At 71.4% G+C, this 21,278-nt stretch carries 23 protein-coding genes; 3 read left to right on the top strand and 20 right to left on the bottom strand.

Annotated elements, in window-relative coordinates; all coding sequences use genetic code 11:
- Positions 1-33: 33 nt before the first annotated feature.
- Complete coding sequence (locus tag HNR57_RS29835) at positions 34-606, top strand: M23 family metallopeptidase (protein WP_184564790.1); 573 nt, start codon at positions 34-36, stop codon at positions 604-606.
- A gap of 86 nt (positions 607-692) precedes the next feature.
- Here HNR57_RS29835 and HNR57_RS29830 read toward each other — a convergent pair whose 3' ends face one another.
- The 18 genes from HNR57_RS29830 to proS all read right to left on the bottom strand — a co-directional run bounded on the left by HNR57_RS29830 (position 693) and on the right by proS (position 15,277).
- Positions 693-1,250: a TetR/AcrR family transcriptional regulator gene (locus tag HNR57_RS29830; RefSeq protein ID WP_184564983.1), complete on the bottom strand. Its 558-nt coding sequence runs from the start codon at positions 1,248-1,250 to the stop codon at positions 693-695.
- Between the two features lie 93 nt (positions 1,251-1,343).
- Positions 1,344-2,186, bottom strand: a complete 843-nt coding sequence (whiG, locus tag HNR57_RS29825; protein WP_184564788.1) for an RNA polymerase sigma factor WhiG — start codon at positions 2,184-2,186, stop codon at positions 1,344-1,346.
- A 271-nt stretch (positions 2,187-2,457) separates the two neighbouring features.
- Positions 2,458-3,618, bottom strand: coding sequence for a DNA-processing protein DprA (gene dprA / locus HNR57_RS29820; protein ID WP_184564786.1), 1,161 nt, complete (start codon positions 3,616-3,618; stop codon positions 2,458-2,460).
- Complete coding sequence (locus tag HNR57_RS29815) at positions 3,615-5,240, bottom strand: YifB family Mg chelatase-like AAA ATPase (RefSeq protein WP_184564784.1); 1,626 nt, start codon at positions 5,238-5,240, stop codon at positions 3,615-3,617. The genes dprA and HNR57_RS29815 overlap by 4 nt, the downstream gene beginning before the upstream one ends.
- Positions 5,241-5,642 carry a YraN family protein gene (locus HNR57_RS29810; RefSeq protein WP_184564782.1) on the bottom strand — a complete coding sequence of 134 codons (402 nt, stop codon included), beginning with the start codon at positions 5,640-5,642 and terminating at the stop codon, positions 5,241-5,243.
- 58 nt (positions 5,643-5,700) lie between these two features.
- Complete coding sequence (locus HNR57_RS29805) at positions 5,701-6,009, bottom strand: DUF2469 domain-containing protein (protein WP_003993268.1); 309 nt, start codon at positions 6,007-6,009, stop codon at positions 5,701-5,703.
- 56 nt (positions 6,010-6,065) lie between these two features.
- Positions 6,066-6,590, bottom strand: coding sequence for an NUDIX hydrolase (locus HNR57_RS29800; RefSeq protein WP_184564780.1), 525 nt, complete (start codon positions 6,588-6,590; stop codon positions 6,066-6,068).
- Positions 6,580-7,359, bottom strand: a complete 780-nt coding sequence (lepB, locus tag HNR57_RS29795; protein ID WP_184564778.1) for a signal peptidase I — start codon at positions 7,357-7,359, stop codon at positions 6,580-6,582. Before lepB (HNR57_RS29795) ends, HNR57_RS29800 begins: the two co-directional genes overlap by 11 nt.
- A 51-nt stretch (positions 7,360-7,410) precedes the next feature.
- On the bottom strand, positions 7,411-8,367 hold the full coding sequence (lepB, locus tag HNR57_RS29790) for a signal peptidase I (RefSeq protein WP_184564776.1): 957 nt from the start codon (positions 8,365-8,367) through the stop codon (positions 7,411-7,413).
- On the bottom strand, positions 8,255-9,349 hold the full coding sequence (gene lepB / locus HNR57_RS29785; RefSeq protein ID WP_184564774.1) for a signal peptidase I: 1,095 nt from the start codon (positions 9,347-9,349) through the stop codon (positions 8,255-8,257). Before lepB (HNR57_RS29785) ends, lepB (HNR57_RS29790) begins: the two co-directional genes overlap by 113 nt.
- A complete protein-coding gene (lepB, locus tag HNR57_RS29780) occupies positions 9,342-10,064 on the bottom strand; it encodes a signal peptidase I (RefSeq protein ID WP_184564772.1) in 723 nt (240 codons plus the stop codon). The genes lepB (HNR57_RS29785) and lepB (HNR57_RS29780) overlap by 8 nt, the downstream gene beginning before the upstream one ends.
- Positions 10,065-10,109: 45 nt before the next feature.
- A complete protein-coding gene (rplS, locus tag HNR57_RS29775) occupies positions 10,110-10,460 on the bottom strand; it encodes a 50S ribosomal protein L19 (RefSeq protein ID WP_003993262.1) in 351 nt (116 codons plus the stop codon).
- A gap of 134 nt (positions 10,461-10,594) precedes the next feature.
- A complete protein-coding gene (gene trmD, locus HNR57_RS29770) occupies positions 10,595-11,428 on the bottom strand; it encodes a tRNA (guanosine(37)-N1)-methyltransferase TrmD (RefSeq protein WP_184564770.1) in 834 nt (277 codons plus the stop codon).
- On the bottom strand, positions 11,428-11,970 hold the full coding sequence (gene rimM / locus HNR57_RS29765; protein WP_184564768.1) for a ribosome maturation factor RimM: 543 nt from the start codon (positions 11,968-11,970) through the stop codon (positions 11,428-11,430). The genes trmD and rimM overlap by 1 nt, the downstream gene beginning before the upstream one ends.
- An 82-nt stretch (positions 11,971-12,052) precedes the next feature.
- Positions 12,053-12,292 carry an RNA-binding protein gene (locus HNR57_RS29760; RefSeq protein WP_003973401.1) on the bottom strand — a complete coding sequence of 80 codons (240 nt, stop codon included), beginning with the start codon at positions 12,290-12,292 and terminating at the stop codon, positions 12,053-12,055.
- Positions 12,293-12,294: 2 nt separating this feature from the next.
- Entirely contained in the window at positions 12,295-12,714 is a 420-nt protein-coding gene (rpsP, locus tag HNR57_RS29755) for a 30S ribosomal protein S16 (protein ID WP_033313156.1), read from the bottom strand.
- A gap of 294 nt (positions 12,715-13,008) precedes the next feature.
- Positions 13,009-13,611, bottom strand: a complete 603-nt coding sequence (locus HNR57_RS29750) for a hypothetical protein (protein ID WP_031107038.1) — start codon at positions 13,609-13,611, stop codon at positions 13,009-13,011.
- Between the two features lie 250 nt (positions 13,612-13,861).
- Positions 13,862-15,277, bottom strand: coding sequence for a proline--tRNA ligase (gene proS, locus HNR57_RS29745; RefSeq protein ID WP_184564766.1), 1,416 nt, complete (start codon positions 15,275-15,277; stop codon positions 13,862-13,864).
- Between the two features lie 199 nt (positions 15,278-15,476).
- On the opposite strand from proS, the gene HNR57_RS29740 reads away from it, so the two are divergent.
- Complete coding sequence (locus tag HNR57_RS29740; protein ID WP_184564764.1) at positions 15,477-16,331, top strand: class I SAM-dependent methyltransferase; 855 nt, start codon at positions 15,477-15,479, stop codon at positions 16,329-16,331.
- A 159-nt stretch (positions 16,332-16,490) separates the two neighbouring features.
- The gene (locus HNR57_RS29735; protein ID WP_184564762.1) at positions 16,491-17,093 is read left to right on the top strand and encodes a hypothetical protein; all 603 of its coding nucleotides are present in this window, start codon (positions 16,491-16,493) and stop codon (positions 17,091-17,093) included.
- 82 nt (positions 17,094-17,175) lie between these two features.
- On the opposite strand, the gene ffh is transcribed toward HNR57_RS29735, so the two are convergent.
- Both ffh and HNR57_RS29725 read right to left on the bottom strand, forming a co-directional pair.
- The gene (ffh, locus tag HNR57_RS29730; RefSeq protein WP_184564760.1) at positions 17,176-18,726 is read right to left on the bottom strand and encodes a signal recognition particle protein; all 1,551 of its coding nucleotides are present in this window, start codon (positions 18,724-18,726) and stop codon (positions 17,176-17,178) included.
- 81 nt (positions 18,727-18,807) lie between these two features.
- Positions 18,808-21,255: a [protein-PII] uridylyltransferase gene (locus HNR57_RS29725; protein ID WP_184564758.1), complete on the bottom strand. Its 2,448-nt coding sequence runs from the start codon at positions 21,253-21,255 to the stop codon at positions 18,808-18,810.
- Between the last annotated feature and the right edge of the window lie 23 nt (positions 21,256-21,278).

The raw sequence follows: 21,278 nt of genomic DNA, 5'->3' as shown, positions 1-21,278 counted from the left end.
GCGGCGACGCCCGCCTTCCGGGACGCTTTCCGCATGCGAGCGAACCGATGTGCGCGCGTCTGCGCGCGCCTGATCCTGCTGCTGATCGTCACGGCGACGGCCCTGCTGGCCCCGCCACCACCGCTGTTCGCGGCGGACGCGCCCCTCGCGGACGTCACCGTGCCGGCGATCGGCCGCACCTGGCCCGTCGGCTTACGCCCCCGGGTCCTGCGGGGCTGGGAGCCACCCGCGACGCCCTACGGCCCCGGCCACCGGGGCGTGGACCTGGCGGCGCCGGCGGGCACACCGGTTCGAGCGGTGACCGCGGGCCGGGTCTCCTTCGCGGGCCGGGTGGCCGGCAAGGGAGTCGTCTCGGTGGACCTCACGGGGACGGGCGATCCGCCCTTGCGCACGACGTACGAACCGGTGACGGCGACGGTCGAGAAGGGCGAGGAGGTGGAACCGGGCGAGGTGATCGGCACCGTGGACGCGAGCGGCTCGCACTGCACGGCGGCCTCGTGCGTCCACTGGGGGCTGCGTCGCGGCGAGGTGTACCTGGACCCGCTGTCGCTGCTGCCGTCGTGGCTTTTGCGCAGAGGCCCGTCCAGGCTGCTGCCGCTCGCATAGCTCTCCGCAGGTGGGCGGGCCATTGTGGCCGCCCGCGGGTGGACGCGTCGGGACTCCGCCCGGCCGACTGCGGACCGGCCCCGCCTTCAGCCCCGCACACCCCGCAGAGCCATGGAAACCGCCGCATCGACAATGGCGGCCGGTTCTTCCGCCGCCCCCAGCTCGATCCTCCGCACGGCCGCGTCCACGACCCCCTGCAGCAGCATCGCCGCCAGCCGGGGCTGCGCGTGCCCGAGCTCGCCCAGCGCCTCGACGATCATCGCGACCAGCCCGCCGTGCGCTGCCCGGATCTTCTCCCGCGCCCCCGCGTCGAGCTCACTCGCGGAGATCGCGACCACGGCCCGGTGCCGCCGGTCCCCGACCAGTTCCAGCTGCCGGCGCACATACGCCTCGACCTTCGACTCGGCCGTCCCGGCCCGCTCCATGGCCGCCGACACGTCCGCCGCCCAGACCGGGAAGTCGACCTCGCACAGTTCCTCGACCACGGCCGCCCGGGACCGGAAGTACTCGTAGACGGACGATCGCGCGAGGCCCGTCCGCTCGGCGAGGGCCGGGAAGGTCAGCGCCTCCGTACCGCCCTCGGACAACAAGGAACGAGCCGCGTCCAGCAGGGCGGCTCGCTGCATCGACCGGTGCTCGGCCACGGAGGCCGCTCGAATCCTTGGCACGTCAACACTCTACGGACGCGTCCCGCCATCCGGGAGTGGTTGAGGCCGATCCGGCGGCATCCGGCCTGGTCAGCGGCCGAAGCTCGCGAGCTTCGCTCTCAGTTGCAGCACCGACTTGGTGTGGATCTGGCTGACCCGGCTCTCGGTCACACCCAGCACGTTCCCGATCTCGGCCAGGGTGAGGCCCTCGTAGTAGTACAGCGTGACCACGGTCTTCTCCCGGTCGGGCAGCGTGTTGATCGCCCGCGCCAGGAACCTCCTCAGCTCCCGGTCCTCGGCGACCTCGACGGGGTTGTCGGCGGCCGTGTCCTCCAGCGTGTCCATGACGCTGAGCCCGTCGCCGCCCTCACCGCTCCCGTGCAGCAGCTCCTCCAGGGCCACCACGTTGGCCAGCGACAACTGGCTGAACACCGCGTGCAGATCCTCGACGGCGATGCCCATCTCGGAGGCCACCTCGCCCTCGCTCGGGGTCCTCCGCAGCCGCGCCTCCAGCGTGGCGTACGCCCGCTCCACGTTGCGCGCCTTCTGCCGCACCGAGCGGGGGATCCAGTCCAGCGCCCGGAGTTCGTCGATCATCGCGCCGCGGATCCGGGTGATCGCGTACGTCTCGAACTTGATCTCGCGGTCGATGTCGAACTTCTCGATGGCGTCGATCAGTCCGAAGACCCCGGACGAGACGAAGTCGGCCTGCTCGACGTTGGACGGCAGGCCCACACTGACCCGTCCCGCGACGTACTTCACGAGCGGCGAGTAGTGCAGGATCAGCTGCTCCCGCAGCCGCTCGTCCCCCGTCGCCTTGTACGACCGCCACAGCTCGTCGAGCGTCGAGGGAGCGGGCGGCCGCACGCTGCCACCGTCACGGGCGGCTGGGGGGATCGCCGCCCGGTCGGACCCGGAGGTGTGCTGGGGCATTCGTCGCCTTGTGCCGTTCTGCTGCGAAGTGGTGCTGCTGAGGTGAGCTGTCTGTCTGATGTCGAGTTGCCTGTCCGTGTCGGGATCCTCGTGAGCGTAGCGTGACTACGGAGTCGCGGTGTGCGAAGTAAGGAGGCCAAGGCGGGCGCAGACCTGTTCCCGAGGACGTCCCGCCGGGCGTCGCGGCGGCCCGGTGTGATCACCCGAAGGCCTCAACTGGGCGCATTTCCAAGGGATGTCGGGGTTCCCCCGGACGGCCGAACCGGCACGGTCAACCCGGTCCGCGACCGTCGCGGACCGACATCACCGCCTGGCGTGTCAACTTCCAGCCGTCGCCGTGTCGTTCGACGTAACCGAGTGCTCGGAGTTCGTACAGTCTCGCGATCGCGTCGTCCGGTGCGGTCTGTGCGGAGCGCGCGATCTCGTCCGGCCGGGCGGACCCGCGGCCGGGCAGTGCGGCGAGCACCTGCCGGGCGGCCGGTTCCAGCAGGTCCCGGGGCAGGACGGGACCGCGCCGGTCGGGGGCCAGCTCTCCGATGTCACCGACCAGTTCGACGACGTCCGCGACGTCGGTGACCAGGGCCGCCTCGCCGCGCAGCAGATCGTGCACTCCGGCGGAGAGCCCGCTGGTGGCCGGGCCCGGCACGCCCATCGTGTGCCGGCCGAGGCGCTGTGCCGCCCGCGCGGTGACCAGGGAGCCGCTGCGGAGGGCGGCCTCGACGACGACCGTGCCGCGGGTGAGTGCGGCGATCACTCTGTTCCGCAGGATGAACCGGCTCGGTGTCGGGTGATCGCCGGGCGGCAACTCGCCGATCACCAGCCCCTGTTCGGCGATCCTGCTGATCAGCTGGGTGTGGCCGCGGGGGTAGGGCCGGTCGACGCCGCAGGCGAGGACGGCGACGGTGGCGCCGCCGGCTCCTAGCGCTCCGCGATGGGCGGCGCCGTCGACTCCGTAGGCGCCGCCGGACACCACGACCCAGCCCTGCTCGGCGAGGCCGGCGGCGAGGGTCGCGGCCATATGGGCCCCGTACTCGGTGCAGGCCCGGGCACCGACCACGGCGACCGACCTCAGCGCCCACATCCGCAGACTGGGCCGCCCGCGCACCCACAGCCCCAGGGGCCGGGCATCTCCGAGATCGTCGAGCTGCCCCGGCCACTCCGCGTCCCCGGGGGACACGAACCGGACTCCGGCGTCCCGGGCGGCCTCAAGATCCCGGCGCGGCCGGGCGGCCCGAGCCCGGGCCACCAGCCCGGCCCACCGCGTCCCTCTCGCCCCCGGCAGAGGCGCCCCGCCCTCCCCGAGACGCCGCACCACCGCCCCGACCCCGAGCTCCCGCACCCACCGCCCGCCGACCTCGTCGCCGGGCTCGATGACCCGGGTGAGCAGGACACGGCCGAGCAGCTCCTCGTCCGGTCCGCCGTCGACGCTCATGTCAGTGCCCCGATGGCCATGGGGACGCCTCGCGGCACTCCGGTGCGCAGCTGGAGCGCGAGGGCGACGTCCGAGGCGTCGGGCCGGTCGTGGCCGACGAGGTCGGCGACGGTCCAGGCCACGCGCAGGACGCGATCGAGCCCGCGGGCGGTCAGGACGCCCCGCTCCAGGCTCCGCTCGGCCTCGTCCATCGCGCCCGGCACGGCGTACCAGCGGCTGCGCAGCTCGCGGCCGGGCACCTCGCTGTTCGTGCACCAGGGGGTGCCGGCGAGGCGGTGCGAGGCCCGTTCCCGGGCCGCCCGCACCCGGTCGGCGACCGTCGCGGTCGACTCGCCCCTGGCGCCGGAGGCGGTCAGCTGGGCGCGGGTGACGCGGTCCACCTCGACCCGCAGGTCTACGCGGTCCAGCAGCGGGCCGGAGAGCCTGGCCTGGTAGCGGCGGACGGCCGAGGGCGGGCACTCGCACAGGTCGTCGCGCTGCGAGAACCGGCCGCACGGGCAGGGGTTGGCGGCGAGCACCATGAGGAACTTCGCCGGGAAGCGCACCACTCCCGCACTGCGCGCGATCACGACGTGCCCCGCCTCCAGCGGCTGCCGCAGCGCGTCCAGGGCCTGGCTGCTGAATTCCGGCGTCTCATCGAGGAACAGCACCCCTCGATGGGACAGCGACACCGCCCCGGGCCGTGCGACGCCTGGGCCGCCGCCGACGAGCGCCTGCATGGTGGCCGAGTGGTGCGGTGCGCAGTAGGGGGCGACATCGATCAGCGGCTTGCCGGGCGGCAGCAGGCCCGCCACCGAGTGGACCGCGGTGACCTCCAGCGACTCCTGCCGGCCGAGCCGGGGCAGGACGGTCGGCAGCCGCTCGGCGAGCATCGTCTTGCCGGCGCCGGGCGGTCCTTCGAGGAAGAGGTGGTGCCCGCCCGCCGCGGCCACCTCCACCGCCGTGCGCGCCGAGGTCTGCCCGACGACGTCCGCCAGGTCATGGCCGTGGTCCGGCTGCGCCGCGCCGACGCTGTGCATGCCCGTGGCCGCGCCGGTCCCCGGCATGCGCAGCCCGGCGAGCAGGGGGTCCGGGCGGCCCTGCTCGTCCGGCTCCTCGTCGGGCACCGGTTCGTCGGCCAGGATGGCGATCAGCTGCCGCAGGCTGCGGACGCCCAGCACCGACACGCCGGGCACGAGGGACGCCTCGGCGGCGGCGCACTCCGGCACCACCACCTGCTCGTACCCCGCACCGGCCGCGGCCAGGACCGCCGGCAGCACCCCTCGCACCGGCCGCACCCGGCCGTCCAGCCCGAGTTCGCCGATCATCACGATGTCGGCGAGGACGCGCGGGTCGATGCGCTCCGCCGCGCCGAGGACCGCCGCGGCGACGGCCAGGTCGAAACCGCTGCCGGACTTCGGCACCGAGGCCGGGCTCAGGCCGACGGTGAGCTTCTTCTGCGGCCACGCCGCGCCCGAGTTGACGACGGCTGCGCGTACCCGGTCCCGGCTCTCCGTGAGGCTCTTGTCGGGCAGCCCCACCAGCGTGAAGGCCGCGACGCCGGGTTCCAGGTCCGCCTGGACCTCGACGACCACGCCCTCGACGCCCACCAGCGCGACCGAACACGTACGGGCGAATGCCATTCAGACCACCCCCCGCACATGCTCGACCACGGCGGCGCCGCGGGCGGGCAGCAGCACCCCGACCAGGTCGATGCGGACTCCGCCGGGCGGCGCGCCTCCGTGCGTCTGGATCCACCGCTCGGCCAGGTCCCGCAGCCGCTCCGCCTTCTGCGGGGTCACGGCTGCCATCGGATGCTCGAAGCGGCCCTCCCTGCGGGTCTTCACCTCGCAGACGACCAGGACGTCCCCGTCCCTGGCCACGATGTCGATCTCGCCGGTGCGGCCGGAGCGCCAGTTGCGCTCCAGGACCGTCAGACCGGCCTCGGCCAGCCGCCGCGCGGCCAGGCTCTCCCCGTACCTGCCCATGGCACTGCGTGCCAGATGTGCGGTCATGTCGGCACCACCTCCGGTGCCAACGATCACGCAGCCACGTCCAAGGAGTTGATCTTGGTGGGTTACTCAGCGGTTGTGGACAACCCTGTCACCCGCTCGGCAGCTCCAGGTCGCTCTTGTTCAGCTCCTCGATGTTCACGTCCTTGAACGTGAGGACGCGGACCTGCTTCACGAACCGCGCCGGCCGGTACATGTCCCACACCCAGGCATCCGCCATGGACACCTCGAAGAACACCTCACCCTGGACCGAGTGCACCTGCATCTCGTAGTCATTGGTCAGGTAGAAGCGCCGCTCGGTCTCGATCACATATTTGAACAGACCGACGACATCGCGGTACTCCCGGTAGAGCTTCAGCTCCATCTCGGTCTCGTACTTCTCGAGGTCCTCGGCGCTCATGGCATGTTCCCCTTCAGCCGTGCGATCCCCCCATTGTGCGCCAGTCCCGTGAGCCCCTAGACGATTTCCGGGTCAAGGATCACAGGCCTGGCCGGGGGACCCTCGTCGAGCAGCGTGCGCAGCAGCCCGGCGAGTCTGGTCGGATACACCGTCTCATGTGCCCGGCTCAGTTCCGGACACGTCCACCAGCGCGCTCCGGCGACACTGCGCCGTTCCAGCTCGGTCAGCCCGGTGGCGGCCACCGCCGTGCGGTCGGTGCGGGCCAGGTAGTACCACTCGTCCTGGTCCCAGCGGCGTCCGGCGAACGGGAAAGAGCACCTCCGCCGCCACAGCACCGGGCCGAGCTCGACCTCGGTGATGCCCGTCTCCTCGGCGAGTTCCCGCAGGGCGGCCTGTTCACGGCTCTCGTCGCCCTCGACGCCACCGCCGGGGGTGAACCACCAGTCGTAAGACGGATCGTCCGGTTCGTGCCCGTGGAGCAGCAGGATGCGATCCCGGGGGTCGAGCAGCACGACCCGGGCGACCTTGCGCAACCCGCCCTCGTAGGTGTCCTGGCCCGTCCCCACGGCCTCAGCGGGCACCTGCGGGTTCCGCGCTCTCCCGTCGGGCCCGGGCGGCGCCGGTGCGCTTGGCGATGGGGCCATAGGCGCCTCCGCCCAGGACGAGCACGGCGCCGGCGATCACGAGGAGCGTGATCGTCCGCAGCGGGCCGGGCGAGGAGAGGGCGCCGAGCGGCTCGAAGCCGGTGGGGCGCTCCAGCATGCCCTTCATCGGCCACACGACGGAGTCGACACGGGCGTCCACGGCCGAGCGCGCCACCGTGCCGCTGGCGGCGTCGGTCAGGTGGGCGGTGGAGTCCACGGAGTTGCCGCGCTCGTCGCCGAGCAGGAAAAGGCGGCCCCTGGGGACGGTCACGGTCGGGAAGTTGCTCATCTCGGCCGGGGTGCCCTTGGGCAGGTACGTTTCGTCGATCTCCTTGCCGTTGACCTTCAGCCTGCCGTCCTGGCAGCAGGAGACCGTGTCGCCGCCGACGGCGACCACGCGCTTGACCATGGGGGCGTTGGCCCAGGTCGCGTCCTTGAAGACCACGACGTCGCCGCGGCGCACCTCGCCACCGTCGACGCGCTGCGCCAGGATCCGGTCGCCCGCGTCGATCGTCGGTGTCATCGAACTGGTGGGGACGGTGTAGGGCCGGTAGACCACCGCTCCCCAGGCGAACCCGCCGAGGAACAGCACAAGGCCCAGTGCGACGGCCAGCCCGGACAGTCGCTGTCCGGTCCGGCTGCCCACCGGGCCCGTCCCTGAGCCGCCGCTGCGCGGGGCCGTGTGCGTCATGCTCTCGCCACCCATGGGTCCGCACCCTACCCGGGGGTACAGGCCACGGTCAGCCCATGGTCGGGATCACTGCTTCCGGCGACGCCAGAGCACCACCGGCACCACACCGAGGAGCGCGATCCCCTGCGGTGCGACCGGCAGGCCCGCCGCGTTCGGCTGGGCGTTCAGACCGGACTGGTCGAAGGTGTCCGGCACCGGCAGGTTGTCCCAGCGGTTGATCGGCCAGGCGACGACGACGGCGCGTCCGACGACGTCCTTCACCGGGACCATGCCGTGGTTCTTGTCGGACTGGTTGTAGCGGGAGTCCCGCGAGTTCTGCCGGTGGTCGCCCATGACCCAGATGAAGCCCTTGGGGACCTTCACCTTGAACTGGCCGCCCTGGTCGTCGACGCTGCACGGCGTGTTGCCGGCGTAGACGTACGACTGCTCGTTCAGCGCCTTGCCGTTGACCGTGAGCGGGCCGGTGCCCTTGCACTCGATGGTGTCGCCGCCGACGCCGATGACGCGCTTGATGAGGTCCTTCTCCTCCGCGGACGGCATGAGGCCGATCCAGCTGAGGAAGGTCTGCAGGGCGTTCGGGTCCGTGGTCGGCTCGCCCGCCAGCCAGTTGTCCGGGTCGTGGAAGACGACGACCTCGCCGCGCTCGGGCTCGGAGCCGAACCAGGGGGTGAGTTTGTCGACCAGGACGCGGTCACCCTGCTGGAGGGTGTTCTGCATCGAGTCGGAGGGGATGGAGAACGCCTGCACCAGGAAGGTCTTGATCAGCAGCGCCAGAACCAGCGCGATACCGATCAGGATGGGCAACTCCTTCCAGAAGGAGCGCGGCTTCTTCGGTGTCCGGGCCGGTCCGCCCGGCTCTCCGGCTGTCGTGTGTTCTCCCGTCACCCTGCCGTCCTCGGCTGTCCCGGAGTCACTCCCGGAGGTCACGGCGCTGTCCGCGGCCGGGACGGCGGATTCCGCGGGGCGTCCGCGATGCTCCTCGCCGTCGTGTCCGGACCGTGCGCCAACCGCCACATCCCCCACGCCAACTCCTCACTCTGTGCCGCCGCCTGCCCCACACACGACGCAGGCCCACCACTCCCATAACGAGCGGGAGTTCCGCAGGGGTCGGGAGCTGGATCGTTCCATTCGAATCGTAGGAGGCAACCCTATGCGACAGTTCGGGAGCAGCGGTCGACCCGGTGGCCGAGTCGGACACGGAGGCGTAGGTATTCGGTTCCTCCAGCATGTTCCAGTGCCCGAAGGGCCAGGCGATGACCATGGCGCGGCCCACCACCTCGTCCTCGGAGACGGTGCCCCCGTAGTCGGTGTCCTGGTGGGCGCGGGAGTCCGCGGAGTTGTTCCGGTGGTCGCCCATCACCCACAGCCGCCCTTGGGGGACGGTGATGTCGAACGGCGTGTCGGACGGGGCGATGCCGGGATACAGGTAGTCCTCGATCAGCGGGACGCCGTTGACGGTCACGCGCCCTTGCGTGTCGCAGCACTTGACGCGGTCGCCGCCGACACCGACGACCCGCTTGATGAGGTCCTTCTCGTTCTCCGACGGCAGCAGGCCGATGAAAGTGAGCCCTTCCTTGACCTGCTTGATGACGACGGGGTCCGACTTCTGCTTGGCGGGCTGCTCGTCCTGGAGCCAGCCGCCGGGGTCCTTGAAGACGACGACGTCCCCGCGCTGCGGCTTCGAGCCGAACCACGGGGTGAGCTTGTCGACCAGGACGCGGTCGCCGATCTGGATCGTCTGCTCCATGGAGCCGGACGGGATGACGAAGGCCTGCACGAGGAACGTCTTCAGCACGAGCGCTATCAGGACGGCGACGCCCACGAGGAGCGGTATCTCCTTGACGGCACCGCGCCTGCGGCGCCGCTTGACCTTGCGCTGGAGCTTGCGCCGCTCGGCGCGTGTCCGGCCGCTGGAGGCGGCGCCGGCGGCGCGCCGGGCGCCGGTGGGCAGCAGGTTCTCCGCGGGGCTCGCGGGGACGCCGCGCGGTTTGCCGCGGTTACCCATGGGCGCCCGCCCTTCCGGCGGGCACGCGCGCGTAGGCGTCGGGGCGGTGCAGCCCGGTGACGTGACCGAAGGGCCAGATGATCCAGTCGGCTCGTCCGATCACGTCGCCGACGGGGATCATGCCGCCGCCCGGCGAGCCGAGGTGGTCGCGGGAGTCGCTGGAGTCGCTGCGGTGGTCGCCGAGGACGAACAGGGTGCCGTCGGGCACGACGACGTCGAAGGGCACCGCGGACGGGCTGTCGCCGGGATACAGGAAGCCCGACTCGTCGACCGGCCGGCCGTTCACCTGGATCCTCCCCTCCCTGTCGCAGCAGACCACGCGGTCTCCCCCCACACCGACAACGCGTTTGATGTAGTCCGCGTGCCCGAAGTACCCGGTCCCGTCGAACACGACGATGTCTCCCCGCTGCGGCACGGCACCGAAACGGTATGCCAACTTATTTACGAGAACCCGGTCCCCGATCCTCAATCCCTGCTCCATGGATCCGCTGGGGATCTGGAACGGGCGCAGCACGAACGTACTGAGCAACAGCAGGAAAAGCAGGCAGACGAGCAGGGTGAGAGTGATCCGGCCGCCCGGGATCCAGGAGCTGAGTCGCGACACCAACGCGAAACGCGACCGGTCCTCCGGCCCTGCGGCCTCCGAGGTCGTTCCCTCGGATGCGGAAGGGCGGGAGGAGCGGTCGCGCTCCGTCGGCTGTGCTTCGGTGTCCATCGGAGCCAGATGCTATCCGGCCCCGGTGTGAACCCCGGAGAGCGCTCAGCTCTCGCGCTTCTCCTTGATCTTCGCGGCCTTGCCGCGCAGCTCGCGCAGGTAGTACAGCTTGGCGCGACGGACGTCACCCTTGGTGACGAGCTCGATCTTCTCCACGATCGGGGTGTGCACCGGGAAGGTGCGCTCGACGCCGACGGAGAAGGAGACCTTGCGGACCGTGAAGGTCTCGCGCACGCCGGAGCCCTGGCGGCGGATCACAACGCCCTTGAACTGCTGCACACGGGAGCGGTTGCCCTCGATGACGCGGACGTGGACGTTGACGGTGTCGCCCGGGCGGAAGGCGGGGACGTCGCTGCGCAGCGACGCGGAGTCGACGGTGTCGAGCAGGTGAGACATGAGTCTGCTTTCCTCGCTGATGCCACAGGTCATCAACGGAAACTAGGTTTTCGGGATCAGGTGTGTGCGGGTCGGGGCGGACGTCGTCTCCCCCTGTGGCAGGGGCGCACGCCGGACGGACGCACAACAGCTGGCTATTCTTCCACGCCGTCGGCCCTGCGCCAAAATCGGCCGTACGGCTCTCCCGCCGGGTCGGGTGCCCAGCCGAGGATGGAGAGCATCTCGCGGTCCTTCTTGTCGAAGGCCTTGGGGTCGCAGCGCTCGATGAGGTCGGGCCGGTGGGCGGTGGTGCGCTTGAGGGCCTCGTCGCGGCGCCAGCGGGCGATCTTCCCGTGGTGACCGCTGAGCAGCACGTCGGGGATGTCCCGGCCGCGCCACTCGGGCGGCTTGGTGTAGACGGGCCCCTCCAGCAGGCTCGCCATCGCGCCGGGCGCGAAGGAGTCGTCGCGGTGGGACTCGGCGTTGCCCAGGACCCCGGGCAGCAGCCGCGCCACGGCCTCCGTGACGACGAGGACGGCCGCCTCGCCACCGGCCAGGACGTAGTCGCCGATGGACACCTCGTACACCGGCATCCGTGTCGCGTACTCGTCGACGACGCGGCGGTCGATGCCCTCGTAGCGGGCCGGCGTGAAGATCAGCCAGGGGCGCTCGGAGAGCTGGACCGCGAGTTCCTGGGTGAAGGGGCGGCCGCTGGGCGTGGGCACGATGAGGGCGGGCGCCCGGGAGCCCGTCTCGTAGCCGTCGGCCAGGACGGAGTCCAGTGCGTCCCCCCACGGCCCGGTCTTCATGACCATGCCGGGCCCGCCGCCGTACGGGGTGTCGTCGACGGTGTTGTGCCGGTCGTAGGTCCAGGTACGCAGGTCGTGGACGTGCACGTCGAGCTGTCCACGCGCGCGTGCCTTGCCGACGAGGGAGACGTTCAGGGGTTCCAGGTACTCGGGGAAGATCGTGACGACGTCGAGGCGCATTACGACTCGTCCCGGCTGGAGGCGATCTCCGCGCGGTCGTCGATCAGTCCCGGCGGCGGGGTGATGACGGCCTTCTGCTCCTCCAGGTCGATCTCCCTGACGATCTCCTCGACGAAGGGGATCATCACCTCGCTGCCGTCGGGGCGCTCCACGATGAACAGGTCCTGGGTGGGCAGGTGCGAGATCTCGGTGATCCGCCCGACCTCGGTGCCGTCCGCGGTGACCACGTCGAGGTCGATGAGCTGGTGGTCGTAGTACTCGTCCTCGCCCTCGGGCAGTTCCTCCGGGTCGACCTCGGCGATCAGGAGGGTGTTGCGCAGGGCCTCGGCGCCGCTGCGGTCGCTGACGCCCTCGAAGCGCAGCAGGAGGCGGCCGCTGTGGACGCGGCCCGTCTCGATGGTGAGCGGTCCCGCGGAGGCGGGATCGGTGGTGAGTACGGCGCCGGGGCCGAGCCTCAGCTCCGGCTCGTCGGTCCGTACCTCGACGGTGACCTCACCCTTGATGCCATGGGCACGGCCGATCCGTGCGACTACCAGCTGCACGTGTCCAATCTCCTGTCATACGACTGCGGGCCGGGGACGGCCCTCAGGCCCTCCCCGGCCCGAGCCGGTTACGCGTTAAGCGTCAGCGGACGTGGTCCACGTCGACGAGGTCGACGCGGACGCCGCGACCGCCGATGGCGCCCACGACGGTACGCAGGGCGCGTGCGGTGCGGCCGTTGCGGCCGATCACCTTGCCGAGGTCGTCCGGGTGGACCCGGACCTCGAGCACGCGACCGCGGCGCAGGTTGCGCGAGGCGACCTGCACATCGTCAGGGTTGTCGACGATGCCCTTCACGAGGTGCTCGAGAGCCTCCTCGAGCATGCTCAGGCCTCGGTCGAAGCGGACTCAGCGGCGGCCTCGTCCTTCTTCTCAGCCTTCTTCTTCTGGGTGATCGCCTCACCCTTGCCCTCGTCCTCGCCACCGATGGCCTCGAACGACGGGCGCGCGGCCTTCTCCGGCTGCGTCAGCAGCGGAGCCGGGGCGGGCTCGCCCTTGAACTTCTGCCAGTCGCCGGTCTTCTTGAGGATGGCCATCACGGGCTCGGTCGGCTGGGCGCCGACACCGAGCCAGTACGCCACACGCTCGGCGTCGACCTCGATCACCGACGGGTTGTACGTCGGGTGGTACTTGCCGATCTCCTCGATGGCCCGGCCGTCACGGCGGGTACGGGAGTCGGCAACGACGATGCGGTAGTGAGGCGAACGGATCTTGCCCAGACGCTTCAGCTTGATCTTGACTGCCACGGGAGTGGGTTCTCCTGGTTTTGACGTGGTTGGGCACGGCGGAAATGCCGCGTGGGGTTGCGGTACCCGAGTGCCCGATGGACGCGTCAGCCGGAGGCGAGAGGGTTCCTGTGCGGCTGTCGAGTACAGCTAGCCATTGTGCCACACCCCGGGGGGCGCTCCGGGCCGGGGGCCTGCGCCGGTGTGCGGGCATGCCGACGGCGCACCCGGCGTGGAAGGGGGGCACGTCGGGTGCGCGACACGGTCCGAGCCCCGCGCCGACGACCGGCAGCCACGAGATGCCGGTGGAGGGCGTCAGCTCGCTACCGCTCCCACGACGTCCGGGATCCGGAACGGCTTGCCGCAGCCGCCGCAGACGATCGGGGCCTGGGCCAGGACCGACGGGACGACCCGGACGTTGCGGCCGCAGTCGCAGACCGCCTTGACGCGGACGCCGCCGCCGGAGGAGCCGTGCCGGGCGGCCGGGCCCCGGAAGGTGCGGGAGGTGTCGGAGGAGGTCGCCGCGGTGTGCGCCTTCAGGGCGCGCTGGAGGCGCTCCATCGTCGGGCGGTAGCGGCGTTTCGCCTCGGGGGTGAGCGTGACCAGGGAGAAGCCGCTGCTGGGATGCGGTTCCTCGGGGTGGTCCAGGCCCAGCTCCTCGGCGATCGCGAGGAATCTGCGGTTGTGGTAGCGGCCGGCACGGGAGGTGTCGCGGACGCCGCGGGAGGCGGCGATGCCATGGACTGCCTCATGGAGCAGTCGCTCGAAGGAGAGCTCGTGACCGCACGCGGACGACGACTCCCCGATCAGGGACTCTGGCGCGGCAAGGTCGGGCAGCTCGGGGTGGTACCGCTGAATGTCGGCCCACGCCTGTGCCAGCTCTGCGGCGAGAACAGGTGGTGTCTGTGTCGTGCTCACGTAATGACAACGAGCCGGGGTGCCTCAGTGTTCCGATTCCGGGCCATCCCAAATAATTTGCACGTACCCGTCAGTTGCCTCTGATGCGTCCCGACGAGGGCGGGTGCGCTGATCTGTGGATAAGCCTCGCAGCTCACCACAAGGTGGTGCGTAGTCCCGCGTACGCGCCGGCGCGTACGCAAACCGCGCGCGCCGATGTAGCAGAGGTCCGCGGGTACGCAAGAGGCGTTTCGGCCGCCTGGGGCCCTGCTCAGTAAGCGCGCGCGACGACCGCGACGTTACCGGGCGCGTCGTCGGCGTCCGGCACCGACCCGTCCTCGGCGACCAGACACCGTACGGTCACCGCGTGCTCGGCCAGTTCGGCCTCGCCCGCCTCGCCGAGCACGGCCCACGGGATGCGCGCCCAGCCCCCCGCCGTGGCGGCCTCGACGGCCTCCGCCGGGGTCGAGACCTCGGTCGTACGGGACTCGCGGCGCTCGCGGGACTGCCGGAGCAGCAGCGCCTGGTCCTCTTCGAGGATCTCGGGGAGCAGCCCGGCCAGGTCCTCCAGCGCCACCGGCTCCTTGCCGCCCGGGATGCGGCGGGCCAGCATCGCGGTGCCGCTCTCCAGGTCACGCGGGCCGATCTCGATGCGGACCGGTACGCCCTTGAGCTCCCAGTCGACGGCGCGGCGGCCGAAGGGGGTGTCGGTGCGGTCGTCGACGTGGACGCGGACGCCGGCCGCCTTGAGCCGGGCGCCGAGCTCGCGGACTTTGGCCAGAACCGCTTCGTCACCCTTGATCGCCAGCACGACGGCCTGGATCTGCGCCAGCCGCGGCGGGACGCGCAGGCCGTTGTCGTCGCCGTGCATCATCACCAGGGCGCCGATCATGCGGGTGGTGGAACCCCAGGACGTCTGCCAGACCAGCTCCTGCCGGCCGTCCCTGGACAGGTACCGGGTGTTGAAGGCCTTCGCGAAGTTCTGGCCCAGCTCGTGGCTCGTGGCCATCTGCAGGGCCTTGCCGTCGCCCATCATGCCTTCGAGGGTGAGGGTGTTGATCGCACCGGCGAACCGTTCCCTGACGGTCTTGCGGCCGGGGACGACGTCCATCGCGAGGACGTTCAGCATGAAGTCCTCGTACACCTGCCGGTGGATGTGCGCGGCGAAGTCGCGCGCCTCCTCGTAGCCGGCGTGCGCGGTGTGGCCCTCCTGCCAGAGGAACTCGGACGTCCGCAGGAACAGGCGGGGCCGCAGCTCCCAGCGCACGACATTCGCCCACTGGTTGATGAGCAGTGGCAGGTCGCGGTAGCTCTGCACCCACTTCGAGAAGTACTCGTTGATGATCATCTCGGAGGTGGGGCGGACCACGGCGGGCTCTTCGAGTTCCTTGCCGCCGCCGTGGGTGACCACGGCCAGCTCGGGCGCGAAGCCCTCGACGTGGTCGGCCTCCCGGGCGAGGTACGACTCGGGGATCAGCAGCGGGAAGTACGCGTTCTGGGTGCCCGTCTCCTTGATGCGGGCGTCCATCTCCGCCTGCATCCGCTCCCACAGCCCGTACCCGTACGGCCGGATGACCATGGTGCCGCGCACCGGACCGTTGTCGGCGAGCTCCGCCTTGGTGATCAAGTCCTGGTACCAGCGCGGGAAATCGTCCGCCCGGGAGGTGAGAACGGGTGCCTTGGCCATGGCGGGATGGTACGGGCCCAGGTTGCCGGAATGTGAAATCTCGCCATAGGCACATGACAACTCATAAGCCCTGCCCCATTCCACTGGACGACAGGTCGAGGGGGGAGTTTCCTGGCATACGGGGGTAGTGCGAGCGCACTGTCACGGGGGCCATGGAATCGGGCAAGAGGCAACTCTCGGCGGATTGGGGCGCTTACTTATGACACCTACGCTCGTGCGGCAGCACCTGCCTCACGCGGGGGCCGCACCCCGCGTGGACCTGCGTGCACGCGCGCGTGACTGGTCCGAGATCCAGGAGCGGATGCTCGTACCGCTCTACGAGGCCGTCTACGAGCGACTGGAAGTGGGTCCGGCCACGCGGCTGCTCGGCCTCGGCTGCGGTTCCGGACTCTCCCTGCTGATGGCCGCCGCCCGGGGAGCGGCGGTCACCGGTGTCGACGCTTCCCCCGAAAGAATGACCCTGGCGCGGGAGCGGCTGCTGCCCGGGACGCCGGGTACGCGGACGGGCCCGGAGGCCCGGCTGGTCGACGGCTCGCCCCGGGACACCGCGGTGCCGGGCGCTCCCGGCTACACCCTGGTGACCGCCTTCGAGCCGATCGGGTGCCTGGCGGGCGACTCGGAGGGGCTGGGCGGTCTGCTCGCGGAGGCGACGCCGCTCACCCAGCGCGGTGCGGCCGTGGTGCTGGCCGGCTGGGGTCCGCCGGAGCGCTGCGCCACGGCGTCCGTGATGCGGGTGGCCACGAAGCTGGCGGAGCCGCTGCGCACCTCGGGCAGCTGGCGTCCGGCCTGCCGCGACGACCTGGAGGACGTCGCCCAGCGAGCCGGTCTCAGGCCGGACGGTTCCGGGCGGGTGGCGTGCCCCTTCGGTTACGCCGACGTGGACAGCGCGGTGCGCGGCCTGAAGTCGACGGGCCTGTTCGACGCGGCCATGACGGCGACGGACCAGGTGCAGGTGGACAAGGAGCTGACCGAGGCCCTGCATCCGCACCGGCGCCAGGACGGCACGGTGTGGATGCCGAACGTGTTCCGGTACCTGATCGCCCGGACTCCCTGACGAACGCGCTGACAACGCATTGACGAACGGGCTTCCGATGCAGGTGTGAATGGTGTGAAGAAAGCACCATGGGCTGCTTCTGGTTTCCCCAAGTGGATCATGAACGCTTAATGTGATCCACCGCTCGGGGGACCTACACATCTGCATACAGGAGCTGCTGTGCCGCACCACCAGACCGCGCTGCGCCTCGTCGCGCCCGTCGCCGTCCTCGCTCTGACGCTCACCGGCTGCGGAGGCGGCGACGACACAGCCGACGCGAAGAGCACGGGCACCGCCCAGGCCAAGGCCTCGCCGTCGCCGGAGCCCACCTCCGGCGGCGAGATGGGGGCCGGTGAGAGCGCGACGGGCAAGGTCGCGGAGGACCCGGGCGAGGTCACCTACGAGGTCCTGGCACAGAAGGTCGACGTGGGTACCGAGGCGGAGGCGGCGAAGGCCGTCTCGGAGCCCGGCAAGGTCAAGGGCAAGGTGCTGGCCGTCGCGCACCTGAAGTACACGCACAAGAGCGGGCCCGCCCTCACCGACGGTTCCGACGTGCACGACGGCACCGCCGTCTTCGCCGACGGACAGCGCGGCACCGTCCTCATCGGCGCGTCCGAGGACGCGGCGGGCTGCGAGGACCCGTACGACGTCGACAGCTGGAAGCAGGGCGAGAGCCATGTCTTCTGCGAGACGTACGTGATCCCGGCGAACGCCAAGAGCGTCGAGGTCCACTGGTCCGAGGAGGACGGCGAGCCGTACATCTGGAAGTTCCCGAACGGCTGACCGGCGAGCCGCCGCCGGCACATCACTGAGGGCGCCCCCCTTCTGAACAAGGGGGCGCCCTCAGTGCGGTTCGGGCGGGACGTCAGCCCATGAACTTCTTGAACTCGTCGGGGAGTTCGAAGTCCTTGCCGCCCTGCTGCGGCAGCCCGAAGGCGCCGCCGCCCTCGGCCGCGGCGGCCCGGCGGGCGGCCTCCTCCTGCTCCTGCTGCTTGCGCTTCATCGGGTTGCCGGAGCGCTGCTTGCCCTTGGCCTGCTTCTGCTTCTTCTTCGTCCGGCCGGGGCCGCCGCCCATGCCGGGCATCCCCGGCATCCCGGGCATGCCGCCGCCCTGGGCCATCCGGGACATCATCTTGCGGGCCTCGAAGAACCGCTCGACCAGGTTCTTCACCGCGCTGACCTCGACGCCGGAGCCCTTGGCGATACGGGCCCGGCGCGAGCCGTTGATGATCGTCGGCTCCTGGCGCTCGGCCGGGGTCATCGACTTGATGATGGCGGCCGTGCGGTCGACGTCCCGCTCGTCGAGGTTGTTGATCTGGTCCTTCATCTGGCCCATACCCGGCAGCATGCCGAGCAGCTTGGAGATGGAGCCCATCTTGCGGACCTGCTCCATCTGGGCCAGGAAGTCGTCCAGGGTGAAGTCCTGGCCCTTCTTGGACGCCAGCTTGGAGGCCATCTTCTCGGCCTCTTCCTGGCTGAACGTCTTCTCCGCCTGCTCGATCAGGGTGAGCAGGTCACCCATGTCGAGGATGCGGGAGGCCATCCGGTCAGGGTGGAAGGCGTCGAAGTCGTCGAGCTTCTCGCCGTTCGACGCGAACATGATCGGCTTGCCGGTGATCTGCCGGATCGACAGGGCCGCACCACCGCGGGCGTCACCGTCGAGCTTGGAGAGCACCACGCCGTCGAAGCCCACGCCGTCACGGAAGGCCTCGGCGGTGTTGACGGCGTCCTGGCCGATCATCGCGTCGACGACGAACAGGATCTCGTCCGGGGAGACGGCGTCGCGGATGTCCGCGGCCTGCTGCATCATCTCCTGGTCGATGCCGAGGCGGCCGGCGGTGTCCACGATCACGATGTCGTGGACCTTCGACTTGGCGTGCTCGATCGAGTCCTCGGCGACCTTGACCGGGTCACCGACGCCGTTGCCCGGCTCGGGGGCGTAGACCGCGACACCGGCGCGCTCGGCGACGACGCTGAGCTGGTTCACGGCGTTGGGGCGCTGGAGGTCACAGGCGACCAGCAGCGGCGAGTGGCCCTGCTCCTTGAGCCAGCGGCCGAGCTTGCCCGCGAGGGTGGTCTTACCGGCACCCTGCAGACCCGCCAGCATGATCACGGTGGGGGGCTGCTTGGCGAAGCGCAGACGCCGGGTCTCGCCGCCGAGGATGGTGACCAGTTCCTCGTTGACGATCTTGAGGACCTGCTGGGCGGGGTTCAGCGCCTTGCTGACCTCGGCTCCGAGGGCACGCTCCTTGACGTTCTTGATGAACGTCCGGACGACGGGAAGCGCCACGTCCGCCTCGAGGAGCGCGATCCGGATCTCGCGCGCCGTGGCGTCGATGTCCGCCTCGGAGAGCCGTCCCTTGCCGCGCAGGTTCTTGAAGGTCGCTGAGAGGCGATCGGAAAGAGTATCGAACACGGCGCTCGCGGTCCTCGGGGTCGGTGGCTACAGGGAATCGCCCTCCAGGGTATCCCGGCGTGACAAGTCGCCGGGTCGGCCTCACCCCCGCAATGTCTCCTCCAGCTTCCGCGCCACCGACGCCGCCTCGTCCCCGGGCAGCGGGGCGCCCTCCGGGCCGGTCACGTAGAAGGCGTCGACGGCGTTGGCGCCGAGCGTCGAGACGTGGGCGCTGCGCACCTGCACGCTCGCGTCCTCCAGGGCGCGGCCGATGCGGAACAGCAGGCCCGGCGCGTCCTGCGAGCGGACCTCGATGACCGTGGCCAGCCGGGAGGCGGCCGGGTGGACGGACACCCGGGCGGCGGGGGCGACCACGCCCCGGCGGCGCGGATAGGCCGCGTCCCGTTCGGCGAGGCGGCCCGCGATGTCCAGGGAGCCGTCCAGGGCCCGGACGAGGTCCGCGCGCAGCCGGGCGGCCTGCGGCAGGGAGCCGTACTCGGCGGCGACCCGCCAGTCCAGCAGCAGCACGGACCCGTCGACACCGTCCGGGAGGTACACGGAGCGCAGCTCGGCCGTGCGTACGGTCAGCCGGTGCATGGCGAGGACACCGGCCACCGCGGGCAGCACCCCGGGCTGGTCGGGGACGGCGATGAGCAGCTCCACGCCGAGCGGCTCGGGGTCGCCGGACGGCTCCTGCCCGGCGGGCGGCTCGGTCTGGGCCCGCAGGGCGAGCACGGGACTGCCCGTGGCGGCCGCCTCCAGGGCGAGCCGCTCCTGCTCGGCGGTCGGCGCGGCCTCCTCCGGGTCGTCCGGGGCGTCTCCGGCGAGCACCGCCGAGACGCGTTTGACCAGGTCGGCGACGAGCGAGCCGCGCCAGGACGACCAGGCGGCCGGGCCGGTCGCGAGGGCGTCGGCCTCGGTGAGCGCGTGCAGCAGCTCCAGGGTGCCCTGGGAGCCGACGGCCTCGGCGACGGAGCGCACGGTGGCCGGGTCCTCCAGGTCACGGCGGGTGGCGGTGTCGATGAGCGTGAGGTGGTGCCGTACGAGGGTGGCGATGACGGTCACGTCGTGGCGGTCGAAGCCGATTCGGGTGGCCACGTCCCTGGCGATGATCTCGCCGGCCACGGAGTGGTCGCCGGGCCAGCCCTTGCCGATGTCGTGCAGCAGCGCGGCGACCAGCAGCAGGTCGGGGCGGCTGACCCGGCGGGTGAACTCGGAGGCGCACACCGCGGTCTCGATCAGGTGCCGGTCGACGGTCCACAGGTGCACGGCGTTGCGCTGCGGGCGGCAGCGGACCCGCTCCCAGTCGGGCAGCAGCCGGGTGATCAGCCCCTCGGCCTCCAGGGCCTCCCACACCTCGATGGTGGGGCGGCCGGAGCCGAGCAGGGTGACGAGCTGTTCGCGGGCCTCGGCGGGCCAGGGCGTGGGCAGCGGGCGCACGGTGGCCGCCAGACGCCGTACGGCGTGCAGGGAGAGCGGGAGGCCGGCCTGTGCGGCGGCGGCCGCTGCACGCAGCGGCAGCACGGGGTCGCGCTCGGGGCGCGCGGCGCGGGCGAGCACCACCTCGCCGTCCTGCTCCACCACGCCTTCGGCCAGCGGGGAACGCTCGGCGCTCGGCTTCCCGCCGCCCAGCATGGCGCGCAGCCGGGGCCGCACGGCGCGCGATCGCAGGACACGCCCCACTTCGCGCCAGGTGACATCGCTCGCATACGAGATGACCCGCGCGGCCTCGTACACCTGCCGCAGCAGCGTGTCCGCGTCGAGCAGGCCGAGCCCGGCGGCCACCTGGTCCTGTTCCTGGAGCGCGAGCCGGTCGGTGGCCCGGCCGGTGGCCAGGTGCAGGGCGTCCCGGACGTCGAGGAGCCGGCGCCGGGCGTCGGCGAGGCCCTCGCGCGGGGCGTCGGCGAGCCAGGAGGCGGCGACGGCCCGCAACGCGGTGGCGTCCCGCAGCCCGCCACGGGCCTCCTTCAGGTCGGGCTCCAGCAGGAATTGCAGCTCACCCTGGCGCTCGGCGCGCTCGGCGCACAGTTCCTGGAGTTCGGGGAGGCGCTTGGGCGCCTGGTTGCGCCAGTCCGCCAGGATGGCGGTGCGCAGCGAGGTGGTGAGACCGAGGTCACCGGCGATGTGCCGGGCGTCCAGGAGGCCCAGCTGCACCTTGAGGTCCTCGCCGGCGGTCTTGCGGGCCTCGGCGGGGGTGCGGACGGAGTGGTCGAGGTCCAGGCCCAGGTCCCAGACGGGGTACCAGAGCCGGTCGGCGAGGGCGGCGACCGCCTTGGTGTCACCGCCGTCGTGCAGCAGAAGCAGGTCGAGGTCGCTGCGCGGGGACAGCTCACCCCGTCCGTAGCCGCCGACGGCGACCAGTGACGCCCCGCGCAGCCCCTCGGCGCCCGCCGCGAACAGGCCGGTCAGCCAGTCGTCGGTCAGTTGGGCCAGGGCCGCACGGCGCGGCGGCCCTGGCCGCGTCTCCTCGGTGAGGAGACGCAGCCGGGCCGCCGCGTAGCCGCTGGGTCCCGAGTCCTCTGCTTCCTTCTGCACGTCCGTACCCGTCACCCGGCGACTCCCGTTCTGTTTGC

This window comes from Streptomyces paradoxus, from assembly GCF_014202475.1.
In the GTDB taxonomy this organism is placed as follows: Bacteria; Actinomycetota; Actinomycetes; order Streptomycetales; family Streptomycetaceae; genus Streptomyces; species Streptomyces paradoxus.
Note: the sequence above shows the minus strand (reverse complement) of the source record. Positions and strands in the feature narration are given on the sequence as shown.

What these genes read in the sequence shown, in the direction of transcription:
- HNR57_RS29835 (WP_184564790.1), top strand. Translation starts at nt 34, where the DNA reads ATGCGAGCGAACCGATGTGCGCGCGTCTGCGCGCGCCTGATCCTGCTG.
- whiG (WP_184564788.1), bottom strand. Translation starts at nt 2,186, where the DNA reads ATGCCCCAGCACACCTCCGGGTCCGACCGGGCGGCGATCCCCCCAGCC.
- dprA (WP_184564786.1), bottom strand. Translation starts at nt 3,618, where the DNA reads ATGAGCGTCGACGGCGGACCGGACGAGGAGCTGCTCGGCCGTGTCCTG.
- HNR57_RS29815 (WP_184564784.1), bottom strand. Translation starts at nt 5,240, where the DNA reads ATGGCATTCGCCCGTACGTGTTCGGTCGCGCTGGTGGGCGTCGAGGGC.
- HNR57_RS29805 (WP_003993268.1), bottom strand. Translation starts at nt 6,009, where the DNA reads ATGAGCGCCGAGGACCTCGAGAAGTACGAGACCGAGATGGAGCTGAAG.
- lepB (WP_184564778.1), bottom strand. Translation starts at nt 7,359, where the DNA reads ATGGGTGGCGAGAGCATGACGCACACGGCCCCGCGCAGCGGCGGCTCA.
- lepB (WP_184564774.1), bottom strand. Translation starts at nt 9,349, where the DNA reads ATGGGTAACCGCGGCAAACCGCGCGGCGTCCCCGCGAGCCCCGCGGAG.
- lepB (WP_184564772.1), bottom strand. Translation starts at nt 10,064, where the DNA reads ATGGACACCGAAGCACAGCCGACGGAGCGCGACCGCTCCTCCCGCCCT.
- rplS (WP_003993262.1), bottom strand. Translation starts at nt 10,460, where the DNA reads ATGTCTCACCTGCTCGACACCGTCGACTCCGCGTCGCTGCGCAGCGAC.
- trmD (WP_184564770.1), bottom strand. Translation starts at nt 11,428, where the DNA reads ATGCGCCTCGACGTCGTCACGATCTTCCCCGAGTACCTGGAACCCCTG.
- HNR57_RS29760 (WP_003973401.1), bottom strand. Translation starts at nt 12,292, where the DNA reads ATGCTCGAGGAGGCTCTCGAGCACCTCGTGAAGGGCATCGTCGACAAC.
- proS (WP_184564766.1), bottom strand. Translation starts at nt 15,277, where the DNA reads ATGGCCAAGGCACCCGTTCTCACCTCCCGGGCGGACGATTTCCCGCGC.
- HNR57_RS29740 (WP_184564764.1), top strand. Translation starts at nt 15,477, where the DNA reads ATGACACCTACGCTCGTGCGGCAGCACCTGCCTCACGCGGGGGCCGCA.